This window comes from Undibacterium sp. TJN19 (genome assembly GCF_049339485.1).
GTDB lineage: Bacteria > Pseudomonadota > Gammaproteobacteria > Burkholderiales > Burkholderiaceae_D > Undibacterium.
Map to the genome: position 1 here is coordinate 23045 of NZ_JBMPPL010000007.1, position 17716 is coordinate 40760.

At 47.9% G+C, this 17716-nt stretch carries 16 protein-coding genes; 9 read left to right on the forward strand and 7 right to left on the reverse strand.

Annotated elements, in window-relative coordinates; all coding sequences use genetic code 11:
• Nucleotides 1–2: 2 nt before the first annotated feature.
• The 9 genes from ACO0LH_RS18440 to ACO0LH_RS18480 all read left to right on the forward strand — a co-directional run bounded on the left by ACO0LH_RS18440 (nt 3) and on the right by ACO0LH_RS18480 (nt 9370).
• Nucleotides 3–878, forward strand: coding sequence for a hypothetical protein (locus ACO0LH_RS18440; RefSeq protein ID WP_422942596.1), 876 nt, complete (start codon nt 3–5; stop codon nt 876–878).
• Nucleotides 879–1625: 747 nt separating this feature from the next.
• Nucleotides 1626–2663 carry a recombinase RecA gene (gene recA / locus ACO0LH_RS18445; RefSeq protein ID WP_422942597.1) on the forward strand — a complete coding sequence of 346 codons (1038 nt, stop codon included), beginning with the start codon at nt 1626–1628 and terminating at the stop codon, nt 2661–2663.
• Between the two features lie 211 nt (nt 2664–2874).
• Nucleotides 2875–3336, forward strand: coding sequence for a recombination regulator RecX (recX, locus tag ACO0LH_RS18450; protein ID WP_422942598.1), 462 nt, complete (start codon nt 2875–2877; stop codon nt 3334–3336).
• A 454-nt stretch (nt 3337–3790) separates the two neighbouring features.
• Complete coding sequence (locus ACO0LH_RS18455) at nt 3791–4375, forward strand: DUF2889 domain-containing protein (RefSeq protein ID WP_422942599.1); 585 nt, start codon at nt 3791–3793, stop codon at nt 4373–4375.
• Nucleotides 4376–4406: 31 nt separating this feature from the next.
• The gene (gene sucC / locus ACO0LH_RS18460; protein WP_422942867.1) at nt 4407–5591 is read left to right on the forward strand and encodes an ADP-forming succinate--CoA ligase subunit beta; all 1185 of its coding nucleotides are present in this window, start codon (nt 4407–4409) and stop codon (nt 5589–5591) included.
• 18 nt (nt 5592–5609) lie between these two features.
• A complete protein-coding gene (gene sucD / locus ACO0LH_RS18465; protein WP_186947208.1) occupies nt 5610–6491 on the forward strand; it encodes a succinate--CoA ligase subunit alpha in 882 nt (293 codons plus the stop codon).
• 256 nt (nt 6492–6747) lie between these two features.
• Entirely contained in the window at nt 6748–7554 is an 807-nt protein-coding gene (locus ACO0LH_RS18470) for a Stp1/IreP family PP2C-type Ser/Thr phosphatase (RefSeq protein ID WP_422942600.1), read from the forward strand.
• A 29-nt stretch (nt 7555–7583) separates the two neighbouring features.
• Nucleotides 7584–8198 carry an FHA domain-containing protein gene (locus ACO0LH_RS18475; RefSeq protein ID WP_422942601.1) on the forward strand — a complete coding sequence of 205 codons (615 nt, stop codon included), beginning with the start codon at nt 7584–7586 and terminating at the stop codon, nt 8196–8198.
• Between the two features lie 206 nt (nt 8199–8404).
• The gene (locus ACO0LH_RS18480; protein ID WP_422942602.1) at nt 8405–9370 is read left to right on the forward strand and encodes a glycosyltransferase family 2 protein; all 966 of its coding nucleotides are present in this window, start codon (nt 8405–8407) and stop codon (nt 9368–9370) included.
• 38 nt (nt 9371–9408) lie between these two features.
• Here ACO0LH_RS18480 and ACO0LH_RS18485 read toward each other — a convergent pair whose 3' ends face one another.
• The 7 genes from ACO0LH_RS18485 to ACO0LH_RS18515 all read right to left on the reverse strand — a co-directional run bounded on the left by ACO0LH_RS18485 (nt 9409) and on the right by ACO0LH_RS18515 (nt 17694).
• Nucleotides 9409–10422, reverse strand: a complete 1014-nt coding sequence (locus tag ACO0LH_RS18485; protein ID WP_422942603.1) for a glycosyltransferase family 2 protein — start codon at nt 10420–10422, stop codon at nt 9409–9411.
• Nucleotides 10415–11704 carry a lipopolysaccharide biosynthesis protein gene (locus tag ACO0LH_RS18490; RefSeq protein ID WP_422942604.1) on the reverse strand — a complete coding sequence of 430 codons (1290 nt, stop codon included), beginning with the start codon at nt 11702–11704 and terminating at the stop codon, nt 10415–10417. Before ACO0LH_RS18490 ends, ACO0LH_RS18485 begins: the two co-directional genes overlap by 8 nt.
• A gap of 241 nt (nt 11705–11945) precedes the next feature.
• Nucleotides 11946–13019, reverse strand: coding sequence for an NAD-dependent epimerase/dehydratase family protein (locus ACO0LH_RS18495; protein ID WP_422942605.1), 1074 nt, complete (start codon nt 13017–13019; stop codon nt 11946–11948).
• An 88-nt stretch (nt 13020–13107) separates the two neighbouring features.
• The gene (locus tag ACO0LH_RS18500; protein WP_422942606.1) at nt 13108–13932 is read right to left on the reverse strand and encodes a hypothetical protein; all 825 of its coding nucleotides are present in this window, start codon (nt 13930–13932) and stop codon (nt 13108–13110) included.
• On the reverse strand, nt 13925–14737 hold the full coding sequence (locus ACO0LH_RS18505) for an inositol monophosphatase family protein (RefSeq protein ID WP_422942607.1): 813 nt from the start codon (nt 14735–14737) through the stop codon (nt 13925–13927). The genes ACO0LH_RS18500 and ACO0LH_RS18505 overlap by 8 nt, the downstream gene beginning before the upstream one ends.
• Before the next feature lie 2 nt (nt 14738–14739).
• Nucleotides 14740–15849: a hypothetical protein gene (locus ACO0LH_RS18510; protein WP_422942608.1), complete on the reverse strand. Its 1110-nt coding sequence runs from the start codon at nt 15847–15849 to the stop codon at nt 14740–14742.
• A gap of 6 nt (nt 15850–15855) precedes the next feature.
• Nucleotides 15856–17694, reverse strand: a complete 1839-nt coding sequence (locus ACO0LH_RS18515; protein ID WP_422942609.1) for a thiamine pyrophosphate-binding protein — start codon at nt 17692–17694, stop codon at nt 15856–15858.
• Nucleotides 17695–17716 lie beyond the last annotated feature (22 nt).

The window sequence follows — 17716 nt, forward strand, 5'->3', positions numbered from 1 at the left end:
AAATGGCAACTAATAGCGTGTCAGCGGATTACTCCGCAATTACCAATATCGGCTCAATTGCAGCGAGTCCTTGCCCCAACACGGTAATTTTGTTCGATTGTACCTATTCCGAGACTGCGACTTCGGCAATCGATATTTATATTGAGAACTGCAAAGAGATTAATAAGCTTTGGACTGGCGCAGCAAGTGTTTCACCAGAATTTTCACGATTATTGCTTCTGGGGCATGTTTCTGCTGTTGAGGGATATTTCAGATCCGTTATTAGTTCAATTATAAATACCGATCAAAAGGCTCAGGCTGACGCGCATTCATATACCGTCCCTTTCGGCGCAGTACTTTATCAAAATAAAAAGCTACTGGCCGAAGCGTTACTTGAAGGCGTTTCATTTGCTAGTGAAGATGCGGTTCGTAAATCATTAATCAAATTCCTCGCGGTAGAGAAAATTCCGGAAAATTTGAAGACCTTGTTATTGGAGTTTGAAAAAATATGTCAAATGAGGCACTGCTGTGTCCATCGCTTTGGGAAACTTGGTACCCAAAATGGGATCGCGCTTGGTCTGGAAATACACAGCCAAGCTTTGGAAAAACCGCTAGCACTTGGAAAAAATGAACTGGCTGACATCGCATCTTGGTTAATGTCATTCGTAAAGGCCGTTAACAATTTCATGTTTCAAACACTACTCGACAGAAGCTGTAGTGAAAAGAATCCGTATCGGATCGCATGGAAGTGGATGTATTCGCGAGATTGTATAAAGTTTCTACGATTCTATAATTTGTTTGCATCCCAAAAGGATGCAATACCTTCCCCTGGTGCTGATGAGCTCTATAGAAGATTTTTGCTAGCAAGAAAACCTCGACCTAGGCCCAACTCTAGATGATAAATCGGACGTTTCATGTACTAGAATCTTTTGATGTTTTACATTCACAGCATTAAAAAATATAGGCCACATCAATAACGATGTCATAGCATCGTTTTAGATTTTAAAGCTATAATGACAACAATTGATAAAGTAAGTGGATCAGAATTTCACGCAAAGGCCACGCCTAATCCAGTAAAAATCGGTACTTTTGAACTATTAAGCAAGACATACTTGGCTGACTAGAATTTTTACAAACGATCTCCAGTGAAAAAATGGATTGACCCTTGAATGTCTTCTCCACGCATACGTTTATGTATGTTTATTCTAAATAGATACAATTGCCGCGATTTTCCGTTAGTGACTGCAGTGCACCTAACGGCAATACCAGTAAAGCACGGTATTAGTCTGAGCTTTCGCCTCAACACTATCCCAAATTGAAATGTATGCTGTTGTAGCATGTGCCCTTATAAAGGGGCACATGTCTACCTACGAATTCAAAGTTAAATGAAAAAAATTCAGAGTTAAATGAAAATCGACAGCTAGTTTCTGATGACCTTTGTCGGTCTATGTCATGGCCGTAAACGAGAAAAATTCAGAGTTAAACGGAAATCGACAAAATCGTCCTATTCTTAATAAATCAACAAATTTCCATCAATTTGAAAATGTCGCTTGCATAAATCACTGTTTTTTTATACAGTACTGCAAAACGCGGGAAATTAAACCTGCGCTTCATTTTCCACCGCCGCTTATTGAATGAAAGATAGTATGGACGATAAGAAACCTGAAAACGCCACAGAAAAAGCGAAGGCACTTGCCGCAGCTCTGGCACAGATAGAAAAGCAGTTTGGTAAAGGTTCAGTCATGCGTATGGCTGATGGCGAAGTGGTGGAAGAGGTGCAGGTTGTTTCCACTGGCTCACTTGGTCTAGATATTGCGCTGGGCGTTGGTGGCTTGCCACGTGGCCGTGTGGTAGAAATTTATGGCCCTGAGTCTTCAGGTAAAACTACGCTGACACTGCAAGCGATTGCAGAAATGCAAAAAATTGGTGGTACCTGTGCGTTCATTGATGCTGAACATGCATTGGACGTGGGTTATGCGCAGAAGCTGGGCGTGAATTTGTCTGATTTGCTGATTTCTCAGCCAGACACTGGTGAGCAGGCATTGGAGATTACTGATGCGCTGGTGCGTTCTGGCAGCGTTGACCTGGTTGTTATCGATTCGGTAGCGGCGCTGACGCCACGTGCCGAGATTGAAGGCGACATGGGTGACTCTTTGCCTGGCTTGCAGGCACGTTTGATGTCTCAGGCTTTGCGTAAGCTGACAGGCAGCATTAAACGTACTAACACCCTGGTGATTTTCATTAACCAGATCCGTATGAAAATTGGTGTCATGTTCGGTAGCCCGGAAACGACGACTGGCGGTAATGCTCTGAAGTTTTATGCTTCTGTACGTCTGGATATCCGCCGCACCGGTTCGATCAAGTCGGGCGATGAAGTGGTTGGTAATGAAACCAAGGTCAAAGTAGTCAAAAATAAAGTTGCACCGCCATTTAAAGAAGCGCATTTCGATATTTTGTATGGGGAAGGCACTTCTCGTGAAGGTGAAATCCTTGATCTGGGTGCGGACGCCAAGATCATTGAAAAGGCAGGGGCCTGGTACAGCTACAATGGTGAGCGTATCGGTCAAGGCAAGGATAATGCACGTAATTTCCTGAAAGAACGTCCAGAGTTGTCGAAAGAAATTGAAAACAAAGTGCGCGCACATCTGGGCGTGCCTTTGTTGCCAGCTTCGATAGCTGAGTAAGTACTAAGTTAAGTTTTAAGTTAAATGTTAAGTTTGGACTTGCGCAAGACCTTCTCAGGATAGGCAGCTTCGTACATTGTACGGCCCTCTCGGTTGGCTTTGTTGGGCGGGGTTTGCGCAAGTCTTATTCCCTGATCTGAGATCAGGCAGAAATGCTGATTGCTTGCGTGACAAGAGTTTCGCGGGTGGTCAGCGTTTTTGCTTTTAAAGTATGAAGAAACCAATAATTAGCCTGAAGGCCAGAGCCTTGCGTTATTTATCCATGCGTGAACATAGCCGCATGGAGCTTGAGCGCAAGCTTGCACCCTATGTGCAAGAGGGGGAGGATGTTGAAGCCGTATTGAATTTTCTTGAAGCGGCCAAGTATTTATCAGGCGAGCGCTTTTCTGAATCCCTGGTCAACCGTCGGCAGGCACGTTTTGGCAATAATCGCATTTTGGCGGAATTGCAAAGTCACGGTTTGCAGTCGCAAGATATAGATGCTGTCAAAGAAGGTTTGCAGGCGAGCGAGCAGGAGAGGGCGATACAAGTCCTGCACCGGAAATTTCGCACTGCCCCTGCTGATCATCAAGAGAAGATGAAGCAGGCGGCGTTTTTGCAGCAAAGAGGGTTTTCCAGCCGGGCGATACAAGCTGCCATGCGAGCACCCCGCGATGAAGATGAGATCGATTAACGCCAGCAAATGCGCAAGGTTTATCTTGGAACCCAGCGCTTCATTATCAAACAGGTAGCATATCAAACGCCCGCAGTCTTTCAGTCTCTCGTTCTCCAGTTCTCCAGTTTTAAAAGGCGCCCCAAAGCGCAAATGCCAGCTATCAGGATAATGCGCAGAGTTTGTCGCGAATCGCTGTATTGATAGCTTGGATTATTGTTGATGAAGACATCTATTTCATGCATCTCTCTAAGATGCATCTGATTTGATATTAAAAGAATCATGTTTCCGTAAGAAATCGAGTCAGGCTATTGCTTAAATTGTAGTCAGGTGGTGAGTTCCGTGCAGGTCTGTGCTAAACTCTTGTGGTTTTTTGCAGGGCCGCAGGAGCGGCTGTTATCGTAGAAGCTGCGGTAACGACACGCAATTGTGGCTATATTTATTGAGTATTCCGGTTTAGCCGCCAGCAGGCATGATGCCCTTATCTTCGTCAACCAACAGACGCGCCCTGAAGCACACGCGTACTATCCAGATCGAAGCGTTCGCGCGCGATGATGGATTGTGGGATCTTGACGCCCGTATCACTGACTATAAGCCCCGCGATATTACTCTCGCATCCGGCGTGCGCCCCAATGGCAGCGCGCTGCATGATCTCAGCCTGCGCATTACCATTGATTTGCAATTAACCATCGTTGACGTCGAAGCGTCTTCGGATGCGGTACCTTATCCGGGTTATTGTGAAGTCATTACTCCAGATTATAAAAAACTCATCGGTTTGAACCTGCTAAAACAATTTCGTCAGGGCGTCAAAGAACGCATGGCTGGTGTGCAGGGTTGCACCCACCTGACGGAAATGGCGCAGATTCTGCCCACCGCGGCTGTCCAGGCTTTTGCCGGAGATGTGATTGATACCCGTGATGGTGCAAGCGATCACGGTCAGCAGACGCAAAAACCTTTTCAATTAGATCGCTGCCACGCCCTTCGTACTGACGGGCCGGCGGTTGTCCAGTACTACCCGCGTTGGGCGACGATGTCGTCTGACGCGAAATCACCCAGCTAGTTTGTTTGTTTAATTATTTATACCTCAGTGTCTGAAGGGAAGTCGTATGAAAATTCATGAGTATCAGGGTAAAGAAATCCTCCGCAAATTCGGAGTGACAGTACCACGCGGTATTCCATGCCTGTCTGTTGACGAAGCGGTCAAAGCGGCTGAAACGCTGGGCGGACCAGTCTGGGTTGTTAAAGCACAGATACACGCCGGTGGCCGTGGCAAGGGTGGTGGCGTGAAAGTCGCTAAATCCCTGGAACAAGTGCGCGAATACGCTGAGGCGATTCTGGGCATGCAACTGATCACGCATCAGACTGGCCCTGAAGGTCAGAAGGTTCGTCGCCTGTTGATCGAAGAAGGCGCTGATATCAAAAAAGAACTGTATGTCAGTATGGTCACTGACCGTATCAGCCAGCGTGTGGTCTTGATGGCCTCCAGCGAAGGCGGTATGGATATTGAAGAAGTGGCAGAGTCACATCCAGAGCTGCTGCATTCTATCGCTATCGACCCGACCAATGGTCTGCAAGATGCAGAAGCGGATGACATCTCCCGCAAAATCGGCGTGCCTGAAGGCTCTATCGCTGATGCGCGCGTCCAATTGCAAGGTTTGTACAAAGCCTTTATGGAAACTGACTGCTCCCTGGCTGAGATCAATCCTTTGATTTTGACTGGCTCCGGCAAAGTGATCGCACTGGATGCAAAATTCAACTTCGACGCGAATGCCTTGTTCCGTCAACCAGAAATCGTGGCTTACCGCGATCTGGATGAAGAAGATCCAGCTGAAATCGAAGCTTCCAAATTTGACCTGGCTTACATCTCCCTCGACGGCAATATCGGTTGCCTGGTCAACGGCGCTGGCCTGGCGATGGCAACGATGGACACCATCAAACTATTTGGCGGCGAACCAGCCAACTTCCTCGACGTAGGTGGCGGTGCGACGGCAGAAAAAGTAACAGAAGCCTTCAAGATCATGTTGAAAAACCCAGGCCTGAAAGCCATCCTGGTCAATATTTTCGGCGGCATCATGCGTTGTGACGTGATCGCTGAAGGTGTGATCACTGCATCCAAGGCAGTTTCCCTGCAAGTACCACTGGTTGTGCGTATGAAGGGTACTAACGAAGACATCGGCAAGAAGATGCTGGCTGACTCTGGCCTGCCTATCATCGCGGCTGACACGATGGAAGAAGCAGCGCAGAAGGTTGTTGCTGCCGCTGCTGCTAAAGCTTAATAATCGCAAGGAACAGATATGTCCATCCTGATCAATAAAGACACTAAAGTCATCACCCAAGGTATTACTGGCAAAACTGGCCAGTTCCATACGCGCATGTGCCGCGATTACGCAAACGGTAAAAACTGTTTCGTCGCTGGCGTGAACCCGAAAAAAGCTGGCGAAGATTTCGAAGGCATTCCGATTTTTGCTAACGTATCTGAAGCTAAAGCTGCTACTGGTGCAACAGTTTCCGTTATCTATGTTCCACCAGCAGGCGCAGCCGCTGCCATCTGGGAAGCTGTTGAAGCTGACCTGGACCTGGCAATTTGCATTACCGAAGGCATCCCTGTCCGTGACATGATGATGTTGAAAGACCGCATGGCAAAGTCCGGCAGCAAGACAAAATTGCTCGGCCCTAACTGCCCAGGTCTGATTACGCCAGACGAAATCAAGATCGGCATCATGCCAGGCCATATCCACCGTAAAGGTCGTATCGGCGTGGTTTCCCGTTCAGGTACGTTGACTTATGAAGCAGTGGGTCAATTGACTGCACTGGGTCTGGGTCAGTCTTCTGCTGTTGGTATCGGTGGTGATCCTATCAATGGTCTGAAACACATCGACATCATGAAGATGTTCAATGATGATCCAGATACGGATGCCGTCATCATGATCGGTGAAATCGGTGGCCCTGACGAAGCGAATGCTTCTTACTGGGTACGCGACAACATGAAGAAACCAGTTGTTGGCTTCATCGCCGGTGTGACTGCGCCTCCGGGCAAACGCATGGGCCATGCTGGCGCGCTGATCTCTGGTGGTGCTGATACTGCACAAGCCAAGCTCGACATCATGGAAGAATGCGGCATCAAGGCCACGAAAAACCCGTCAGAAATGGCGCGTTTGTTGAAAGCCATGCTGTAAGTTTTTGACTTCAGGCAGGTCTTCAGAAAAGAGTCGCAAGTGTGCGACTCTTTTCGTTTCTGCCCGCTTTTTGTCACCGATTTTGCCGCAGAATTTTCTGATAACAAACATTGTCAAATAAGCAGTGCAAATTAAGCAGTGCAAATAGATTTCCTTAATGTTAAGCTTAAAAGCTGAGGAAAAAGCTATCCCAAAGTATCAATCTTGAATTGATATAAATTTATTAATTCAATTTTTTTAGTCAGACCGTTTATTGATGCCATACCAGCGTGTTTTAGAATTTGCCGCCCTTTCCGATAACGGACAAGTCAGGGCACATAACGAAGATGCCATCGTCGTGTGTGCTGACTACGGCTGCGCTATTCTGGCTGATGGCATGGGCGGCTATAACGCTGGTGAAGTCGCCAGCGCGATGACGGCGCAGATCATTGCCGAATACCTGTGTACCAAGATGGATGCGATCTGGTTCCCTTCCATGGGGCCGCGTCCGGTGGCCATGGCGAGATGGATTACTGAAGCCATTGAACTGGCCAATAGCAGTGTCTTGCATGCTGCGCTCACCAATCCTGAATGTGCGGGCATGGGTACCACCGTGGTCGTTGCCAGTTGTTTACAAGATAAGCTTTTATTGGCGCACGTCGGTGATTCCAGAGCTTATCGTTACAGAAATGGTGTCCTTAGCAGATTGACGCAAGACCATTCGGTCTTGCAAGAGCAAATCAATGCCGGCCTGATATCAGAAGAAGACGCCCGTTATTCATCTATCAAAAATTTAATTACCCGCGCAGTTGGTACGCAGGAACTACCGCAGATAGAGTTGCATATACACCAAACCATGGCTGATGATTTGTATCTGATGTGCTCGGATGGATTGACCGATATGCTAGGACATGATGAAATCCTCTCCTTGATAAAGCAAGACGCGAAAGACTTGAGCCAGTGCTGTGCCTCCCTGATTGACCGTGCCAATGATCGTGGCGGATTAGACAATATTTCAGTCATCCTGTTCCGAGTACTTGCTGAGCAAGACAAATCCTGGTTGCAAAGAACTTTTACCCGATAGTCCGGGGGAATACGAATTAAGAGAGATCTATGGCGAAAATTATCGTCACCTTTAATGGTTTAGTTCAGCAAGAGCTCAGCATCAGCAAATCACGTCTGACAGTTGGTCGCCGCCCCAGCAATGACATCGTCATTGATCATTTAACTGTCAGTGGCCAGCATGCCGCAATCGATACCTCGTCAAGTGGTTCTTTTGTGCTTGATCTGGGCAGCACCAATGGCACCATGGTTAACGGTCAGCCTATTAAAAAACATCTGTTGCAGCATGACGATGTCATTGATATAGGCAAATATAAACTGCGCTTTCAGGTAGAAAAAGATGCGCCGGTAAAAAATCCTGTGACCAATGTACCCAATGCGCCAAGTCCGTCGTCTCCGGTCAGCCAAGGTGCCAGGGTGAAAGTGCTGAGTGGTGCCAATGCAGGCAAGGAATTGATATTGTCCAAACCAGTGACAACCATAGGCAGCCCTACCGTTCAGGTGGTGGCTATCACAAGGCAAGCGCAGGATTATTTTATTGCCCATGTCGATGGTGCGACAAAACCGAAATTGAATGATCAGTTAATGGAAGCGAAACCAAAGCAATTGACGGATGGTGACGTGATCGAATTAAATGGCGCGAAACTGGAATTCATCTTCCGTTAGGCAGACTGTTACAGTTTGCCGGAGAAGCTAGTATTTGTTATGCAGATTTCTTGTATATTTATGTGATGCAATGTTGGTTACTATTATTTGGTAACGATCGTTACTTTTATTGTTAAATATTCGAATTTGGCCGCAAACTTATTTGTTAAATTGAAGCAAAAAATTATTTTCTTATCACCAATCTTCCGTTTATATTATCTTTATGTATGAGCCAATCTCGCATCTCGATCGCTTTATGTACTTATAACGGCGAGGAGTTTTTGCTAGAGCAATTGCAAAGTTTTCTTTTGCAATCGTTGCAGCCGTTTGAGCTTGTCGTATGCGACGATCTATCCACCGATAGTACCTGCGACATCATACGGCAATTTGGTGCTACTGCCGGTTTCCCCGTAAGTCTGCATGTCAATCAGCAACGCCTGGGATCCAGTCTCAATTTTGGAAAAGTCATTAGCCTCTGCAAGGGGGATGTCATTGCTTTATCTGACCAGGATGATATTTGGCACGTTGATAAACTAGAAAAAATCGCCAATATGTTTGTTGACGAAAGCGTTACTGCCGTCTTCAGTGATGCTGAAGTCACTGACGCATCATTGCAAGCACTTGGATATACCATGTGGCAGGGCCTTAAATTCGACATTCGTACCAGACGGCATATGCAGATGGGAGACAGTTTTGATATTCTGCTTAAACGTTTTTTGGTGATGGGGGCGAGTATGGCATTTCGTACCTCGCTGCGGGAAATAGTTTTACCGATTCCTGCAACTTGGCATCATGATGCCTGGATAGCATTACTGGCAGCGGCATGCGGCAATATCGTGCCAGTAGATGAATGCCTGGTGAAATATCGACAACACGGTAACAACCAGATTGGCGGACGAAAAGTATCCGTGCTTTCCCAAATACGTAACGCCCTGCAGATTAACAGGACTGCTTATTTGCGCGATGAATTGGCGTTGTGGATAAATTTACAGCAACGCTTGAATAACCAGCTGATTTCACCGAAACATCGTTCTGCCTGTGCTGAAAAATGTGCACATCTGCAAAGGCGCATGGATTTCCCTAAATCCAGATGGCAGCGTCTAGCTAGAATAGTCGCAGACGTATATTCTGGATCATATGCCCGCTATACAAGAAACTGGGGTAGTATCGCTTTGGATATCCTAATTAAATAACCAAGCCATCACGTCTTCGCTTGCTTCGTCCTTCTAGTTTAAAGAAAGCGATACTTTGTCCAGCGATTGATACTGTTGAATACTCTGACGCAAAAGAAAACAATCTGTCTCGTCGGCCAAGAGCCGGTCAGAATGGGTTTCAGGAAAATATGAAATAGCGGATAGACGCTGAAGCATTTCGTGCTGACGTCGACAATATCTTCATCAAGAAATTTATTTTTACTGGTAGTACTGCTGAACTGGCTCATTAACTGACGTGGGAAAAAACGGGTAATCACGGCATTGGCCATGATTCGTTCTGCGTCCGGTATGCTGGTACCTAGATGTTTTCTGGTCATCTGCACCAGATTGACACCAAACACTTCGACCAGGCGATAGCCGCTGCTGTTTTCTCTTAGTGCTGCAAAGATTCTGCTATTCACATATAAATGCTGCCTGCATGCCTTGAGTGCCGTGAAGGTCCAGCTAAGCTGGACCAGATAGGTATTGAGTTCAGTGTTGGGATCAAAGTCTGGCGTATAGGCGAGCACGGCCTCACGATTGATGACGTTCGCCGAAATAAATGTCAAAAAGACGTTGGTTGATTTGAAAAACTCATTTGAGTTCAGTAATCTTGCGCTGATCTCTTTAGGTGTCTTGCGCTCCAGAACGTGCTCTTGCTCATTGTGACCAAAACCATCATTGGCAAGATATAAAATGCCAATGTCCAAAGACCGGCATTGCTCCAGTACATAGTTAACCGTTCCTTGGTACATGATTTCATCATCACCGATTACCCAGAAATATTTTCCGTTTGCCTTGCTAAAGCCCTGGCAAAAATTTCTGTCAGCCCCGATATTTTCCGCGTTACGCAGGCTGATGAAAGGAAAGCCTTGCTGGATAAAGCTGGCTACCACTTCCTGAGTGTTATCTGTTGATGCATTGTCTGAAACAATCAGTTCCAGATCATCTGGCCATGCCGTCATTCCCGCCACAATAGACTGTAGCAAGTGCTGCAATAAACCCGCTCTGTTATACGTGGGGATATAAATGGATAGCACCAGTTTAGACAATCTGTTCTCCTTTCTTTGTTGCCTGCCATTCCAGCCGCTTGGTTTTGAAAATCCAGCAAGCCCAGATCAGTCCTATGCCCAATGTCAGGCAAAAATAAGCGATCATCATCCCGTTTGCGCCAAAGCGTTTGGTCAGTAGCAGGCTCGCAGCAGCGATCAACAAGGCCATGGTTAGTGAAAAGAACATGAACGGTTCTTCTTTGTATGAGCGCAGATAAATCGCCAGACCGAACACGATATGATTCACGATGGTTGTCAGTAGCAGCAATACAAACGGTAGCAGCGGCATTATCCTGGCGTTCAGCGGATGGTCGGCATGAAGTAAAAATAATTTGATGAATAGCAGACATAGCGCACCCAGGACTATCACGACCGTGGATTGTTTCAGAATACGAAAAAATAGACTATCCAGTTCATGAAAATGCTGTAGTGCCGCCAGTCTGCCAAATTGTGGTGCTTTGGTGTTAACCCAGGCGATGGCGATGGTGGAAATAGCGCTGACTATACTCAGGCTCATACCCATTTGCCCGGCCTCAATTGCGCCGCGATAAGCAAACAGGACTGGAACAAAAAACTGGAAAATGAAATAGCCGCTTAACCAACTGATGGCGATGCGCCATTGCAAAGGCCAGATTTCAGTTTTCCAGTCAATTTTATTTGTCGAAAAATAATGCGTGCCCAGTGCCTTAAAGAAGCGTGTATAGCTTAAACATAACCAGCACAGGCCAATCACAGCCATGACACTGCTCATGGCTGGCATAGCCAATAAGCCTGCGCCTGATGCCAGCATTCCCCAGCACACGATACTGCCACCTATGCCTTGCACCATACGCAAACGGGCAATCTGTGTAACGTGCCCACAACCTTCCAGCATGGCAAACACTGGTGTCAGCAAAATGTTGACAGCGGTCGCAACGATCAGCCACGTCCAGGCAGCCTCCCATGCAATCGATGGAGCTACAGCATTTTTGCCAAAAAAATAATAACCGGCGGGCAGGATGACGAAAATGATAAGTACAGCAATGACACCGTACCATCTGGCAATTAGACTGAACAGTGAATACAGGCGGCTCTGGGCTTTTTCATCCCCTTCCAGTATGTGGTCAGGACGCCAGGAAAGACGCGCCATCTCATGACTGGCAAATTGCATGACGACATTGCTCATGCCCAATTCAAATACGATCTGCAGGCCGATGATGCTGGCAAAAGTATAGTAAAAACCTTGTTCGCTGGTAGACAGGTGACGCGTGATAAGCCATAGCGTTACTAACGCAGCAAGCATGCTCCAGCCCCGACCTATCAATGTGTAAAGGATCGCGCGGTCAATACCTGTTCTTCTAAAAAAAATCTTCATCGACAATCGGTATCACACTTGATTATTGGTCCAATTATTGGAACTGGTATTTTCTATACACGACACACTCATGCTGAATGCCTGATTTTAATTTCAAGCAGTAAAATGAGGTGTTTGCATGCTTTATGGAATTTGTTGAAGGATGATTATTTCTTGTACCAGATAATTATCACTGCCATGTCTGATAGCTTTTAACCGTGTTAAGAAATCCCTGTTCCAAGCTGGTCTCAGGAGACCAGCCCAACGCATTTGCCAGATCAATATTCGGGCAAATGGCCTGTACCTGGCTTGGCACGTAGACGTCGTTGCTATCCCTATCGGTAAAGATAGTTTTCAGGTTCTTTTCCGGGAAAATGCCGACCAGTAACTGTGCCAAATCGCGAATGCTGATCTCTCCCTGTGGGTTGCCGATATTGTAGGCTTTGCCGTTTTCGCCCGACAACAGGATGGTGAAGAAACCTGCGGTCGCATCGGCGATATAGCAAAATGCCCGTTTTGCCAGACCATCACTCTTCATTTTGATATCGCGATTATGAAGAATGTCAGCAACAAAATCTGCAAATACACGGCCATCATCGAGTTGCATGCCAGGGCCATAGGTATGGAAGGGACGCACAATTTTTGCCGGAATCTTGAATTGATGATGCCAGCATACACACATGTTTTCACCCATGCGCTTGCTTTCCGCATAACAGGCACGAACATCCAGAGGATCGACGGCACCGTAGTCAGTTTCCGCCGTGGGCACTTTACTCGCTTGTCCGTAGACTTCGCCACTGCTTATATACAGAAAACCTTCGACTTGCTGACGCTTTGCCAGATCCAGCAAATGCGCTGTCCCCATCGTATTGGCGCTCAGTGTTCCAACCGGGTCGGTGGAATAATATTTGGGGCTGGCCTTGCTTGCCGCATGGATGATGAAATCCACCTGATGGTCGACATCAAATGCAGTGCTGATATCCTGCTTCAGACAAATCAGATCTTGCCTTGGTACATGGTGAGCGAATCGGATATTAAAATGATTCACGTCCCTGACCATGCAGATGACGGTGATTCCCATGCCCTTGGTTTCGTTCAGGAACAGCAATATTTCTACCATATAGGTCGCAAGAAACCCCGCTGCACCTGTGATCAGGACAGTTTTTCCACGCAGTTGTTCCCACGGCACGCAAGATGTATTGCTTAAACTCAGCATATCGGCTGCGACGATGGGGTGGCGCCTGAAATTTTTCTTGTTCGTCATCTGAGAGTGCGTTCGTTTTAATAGCCATTTGCATGAATATTGAGTTTCTCTGGGGCTGGGCCTTATCTTATGGCCAATGCTATTCATTTCATTCTTCTGGATGGAACTCTCTATGGTTGTCCAATAACTTTGAACTGAGATAGCTCGCCAGTTTTGAAAGCCCAATCAGATCCCGTTCTGCATCGCAAGTGTGCCAGGAACCATTATGTGCAAATGAAATCAACTGGCCTGCGGCTGCCAATTTTTCCAGCGGCTGGTTTTCAAGTGCGATATCAGCGGTGACGGCGAATTCAGGATTCCAGATGGCATACGTGAACAGGTAATAGCCGCCATTGATGCTGGCTGCTTCAATCACAGGCCGGGAGGCAAAGGCTCGCACCAGCATTTCCCCTGCGCGAACTCCCAAAATACGAAAACGCACTGGAAATTTAGTGGCTATCAAGGTCGCGGTCAGTCCACTGGTCTTGTGGAAGCGCATTTCCGCACTGAGATCAACGTCACACAAGGTATCGGAGTAGGTCAGGGCGAAGGATGGCGCATGTTGCAGCCAGAGTTTGCAAGCCAGCAGCCGCGCTGCTGTCGATGCATCTTCCGGCGTCAGCAGCAGGCGCGCGCGGCATGGGATGTTGCCTATCAGGATTTCGTAACAACCCGGATCGCCAGCCAGTTCAACACCACCGGCCTGTAGCAACGACAAGCGGAATTGTTCGTACTGGTAACCTGCCGGAAGAATGAAATCACTGGCGCCATGAATGACATATTGCAGCATGACCCACCAGAACAGGGGTTTTTCCTGTATCCGTACCAGTCCTTTATTCAGGCGTTGACCCTGCGTTACATTCAGTGTCACACCTATGCCACCACACAGGATGACGACAGGCACGCCTGCAAATTCATTGATAGGTTTATTCATCGTCAGTTCCAAAGTTCGCCAGCCCATTCTGCTGCGCAAGCTTGCTGATATGCTGTACGACATCATGCGACCCTACACAGTAATCCAGAGTCAGATGATCATCTGCATATTGCAGCTGGATTTCACACCCCGCTGCGCGGGCAATTGCCAGCGCGCCTGCCACATCCCAGATTTTTGCTGCAAAGCCGTAAGCCGCCTGCAGTTTGCCGGTGGCGGCCCAGCAGATATTGAGGGCAGCACTGCCAGTACGCAGACAGCCACGTGTACTTTCGTTTACTTGCCTGAACAGGGTATATTGCGGTTCGGGAACCCTGGCGCTGAAACTGGCTGCCGTCAATGCATCCTGTATGCCCAGATGTTCATGTCTGAAAGGTCGGCCATTCATCAAAGCGCGCTCTGTATTCAGCGTGAAGTACAATTCATTCAGGGCTGGTGCGCAGACGACACCAAGCCTGAAAGAACCGTTGTCCAGCAGACCGACTGACACGGCATATTGTGGCAGGCCATGTGAAAAATTAACGGTCCCGTCTATAGGGTCAACCACCCAGCAATTTGTACCCACAGGTATTTTCTGATCTGGATTTTCTTCTGAAATGACCGGCAGGCCGCTGAGACTCAGGCGCTTGATCAGCAGTTCGCTGATATCGATATCAGCCTGGGTGACGATATCGCGCAGGCTGCCTTTGTGGCTGACTGCTGCAGCACCATTGAAGCCATCAGCGATCTTGGTGGCGGCCAGTACGGCATCCAGTGCAATTCTGATGAGTTCGTTGTCATTCACATGGTTGTCAATACGAATAGCCACATTCAATCCTTTACGATTTCACGTAGTTCGGTGGTAATCGCTGCGATTTTTTCACGCAACATCAAATCCAGCGGCTCCCCCGGACGCAGACCAAGTACATAGCGGTTGAAGCTGGCTGTGTCCATGGCTTCATGCATCAGACCTATATGATGATCCGGGTCGTTGACGTCTTCAAACAGGACCGCACCGACTATGCCTTTCAGCAGATATTGTGGAAGTACACCCAGAGTCAGGCACATTTGGGCAGCGCCGATCAGACGACCATGCAGTTCAAGCTTTCTCAGTGGTTCACGGGCCACCCTCGCAACCGGATCAAACAAGAGCTGACAACGGAAACGCGCCAGTTCTTTTTCTGCATACCATTCCAGAAAATCGTGAGGAATATCCCATAGCAGTTTCAGTGCCTGCAGCATTTCTGTCATGGCCCCTTCTACGAGTTGCGCCGCACGCGGATGCATCATGGCTTCATGCACATACGTTGCACCCATCAGCGCACCCAGATAGGCGGCGATGCAATGTGGTGTGTTGTGCAGGTATAGCTTGGGGGTCCACTGTATGCGCAGCAGTTCTTCGCGTGACAGCAGGGCCATATCACCGTGAATGACGGCCGGGCAGGCTTCGACATACAGCACACCATTCTCGGTGGTAATGGCAAGCGGATCCTGCGCCAGCAAATGCGCTGGTGCCGTATTGGAGGTAATCACGTCGGGGACGGCGAAATAGACAGCATCGTGGCCGACTACACGTTTGGCGACAGCGACAGTCTCCGGTTCATTCTCACACATGATCAGCGGGATGGCAGAACCTGCCAGTATCTGCGCTGCCTTGCTGACATTACGTGGCCCTACAGAGAAAAAGCAGGCAATCGCATCCTGATGATCTGCCAGTTGAAAACTGGCTGGCGTGTAAGCTGCCAGAATATTGACCCGCATTTGCTGATACTCGTCGCCATTGACGCGATAGGTCGTGTAGCCACCGTGGAAATTGAGGTGATCGACAATGGCCGGATTATTATCGATGAATATAAATTCGTGGCGCGATGCATCCAATGTCCAGGGCAGATAACCACGCCCGATTGCACCTGCACCCATCAATAAAATTTTTGTCTTCATCAGGGTTTATTCCAAGGGCTCGGTGTACATGTTGGCGCGAAATTCTTCTCGGCTCAGTAGGGGCAGTAAATCTTCCAGGGGGCGTGAAGCCATAGTTCCATCAGGTTTGATGAAGGACCCCAGTTTGGGCATTAGATGCTTATGCGGATCAACCATGATTTCTATGATCTCAGGCAAATGATTCCCCAGGCTGGCACTAATGACATCTTTGACTTCACTGTTATTGTGTATGATGCGATGCTGCATGCCATAGGCATCGGCAATTTTTTTCAAAGAGGGCAGAGATACACCACTTTCTGCAGTGGAGCCGACATAACGGTTATTGAAATAATTTTCCTGAGTGACGCGTATAGCGTGATAACCGTCATTGTTGACAACAAAGATCTTCACTGGTAAAGCGTGATGTACCATGGTCTGCAGCTCTTGTATATTCAACTGAAAGCCTCCATCACCAACCAGGGTAATCGCCATTTTGTTGTCAAACGCAATGCTGGCTCCAATTGCAGAAGGCATGCCAAAACCCATTGCTGCCATGCCCTTGGCATGAAATACACGCTGTCTTACCTTGGGCTTGAAAGCCTGTCCCGATACCGTAAATGCCGTGCCGGAAGATCCTAATGGCACCAGCGCATCTTCTGGTAAAAGATCGGATAGTACATCGACAAAATAATAAGGATCAACCAGTTGTGCAGCACCTGCTTCTTCAAGTGTCGGAGCAACCGGGTAAGTATGTTTGATGCGTTGACAATAGGTGTTCCACTCAACTGGGGCAAGGATAGTTGATGTCTGGCTATTTTCCAGTTCGCTGATTAGCGCATTGATCAGAGCCTTGGCATCGCAACGTGAATAGCGGTCGATTTTCAGGAATGGTTTGCTGGCTTCTGCAGGGTCAAGATCAACCATGTCTACAAAAGCGGCTCTTCCAAAAGCTTCGACGTTATAGCCGGTATGTTGCACACCCAGGCGAGCACCTATGCTTAACAGGTAGTCAGCATTCTGGATGATAAAATTTGCATAACGCGGTCCATAGGCATTGGCACGGCCAAAATACCGTGGATGTGCTTCAGGCACCAGATCGATGGCGTTCCAGGTGGTTTGTACCGGTACTTGCAACAAACCCAGCAAATGCAAAGCGCTGTCTTTGGCACCGGCCAGCCAGACTCCATGACCAAGTACGATTAAAGGCCGTTTTGAATTGCGCAGATGGGTCAGGATTGAACTGACCAGTTCTTGTTCGGGTGCAGGATTCTGATCCGCCAGACCTTCGGTATGCGGGTCAAAACTGTGCAAACTATCTGGGTCTATCAACGCAGCCTGCACATCGAGGGGCAAATCCAGCCAGACTGGTCCGGGTCGTCCTGCACGTGCCAGAAAGCAGGCTTTTTCCAGTTCATAACGGATATCTTGTGCCTTCCCGACAAAACGTGCGTACTTTGTGGTGGGCGCGACGACATCTACGATATTGAACTCCTGAAAACCACGCTGACGCAAACCATGCAATCGTTGAGAAAACAAGGTTGATACCTGACCAGAAATGAAAAGCATGGGAACGCTGTCTGTATAGGCACCCGCTACCCCTGTCAATGCATTGGTTGCTCCAGGACCGGAAGTGACGAAGCATACGCCTGTCGCGTTCAGGCTACGGCCATAGGCGTAGGCGGCGATGGCGGCGGCCTGTTCATGATGCAAAGGAAAAGGAGTTAACTCACTACTGCCTACACTGTCTAGCAAATGCATCATGCCGCCACCAGATAGCAAGAAGACATGGCGGGAACCAGTTAGCTCCCTTATGCGTGAACATATATAGTCCGACACTTTAACGAGTTTTGATTTTTCAGTATTCATTTGCCTTCGCATTTTTCGTTGG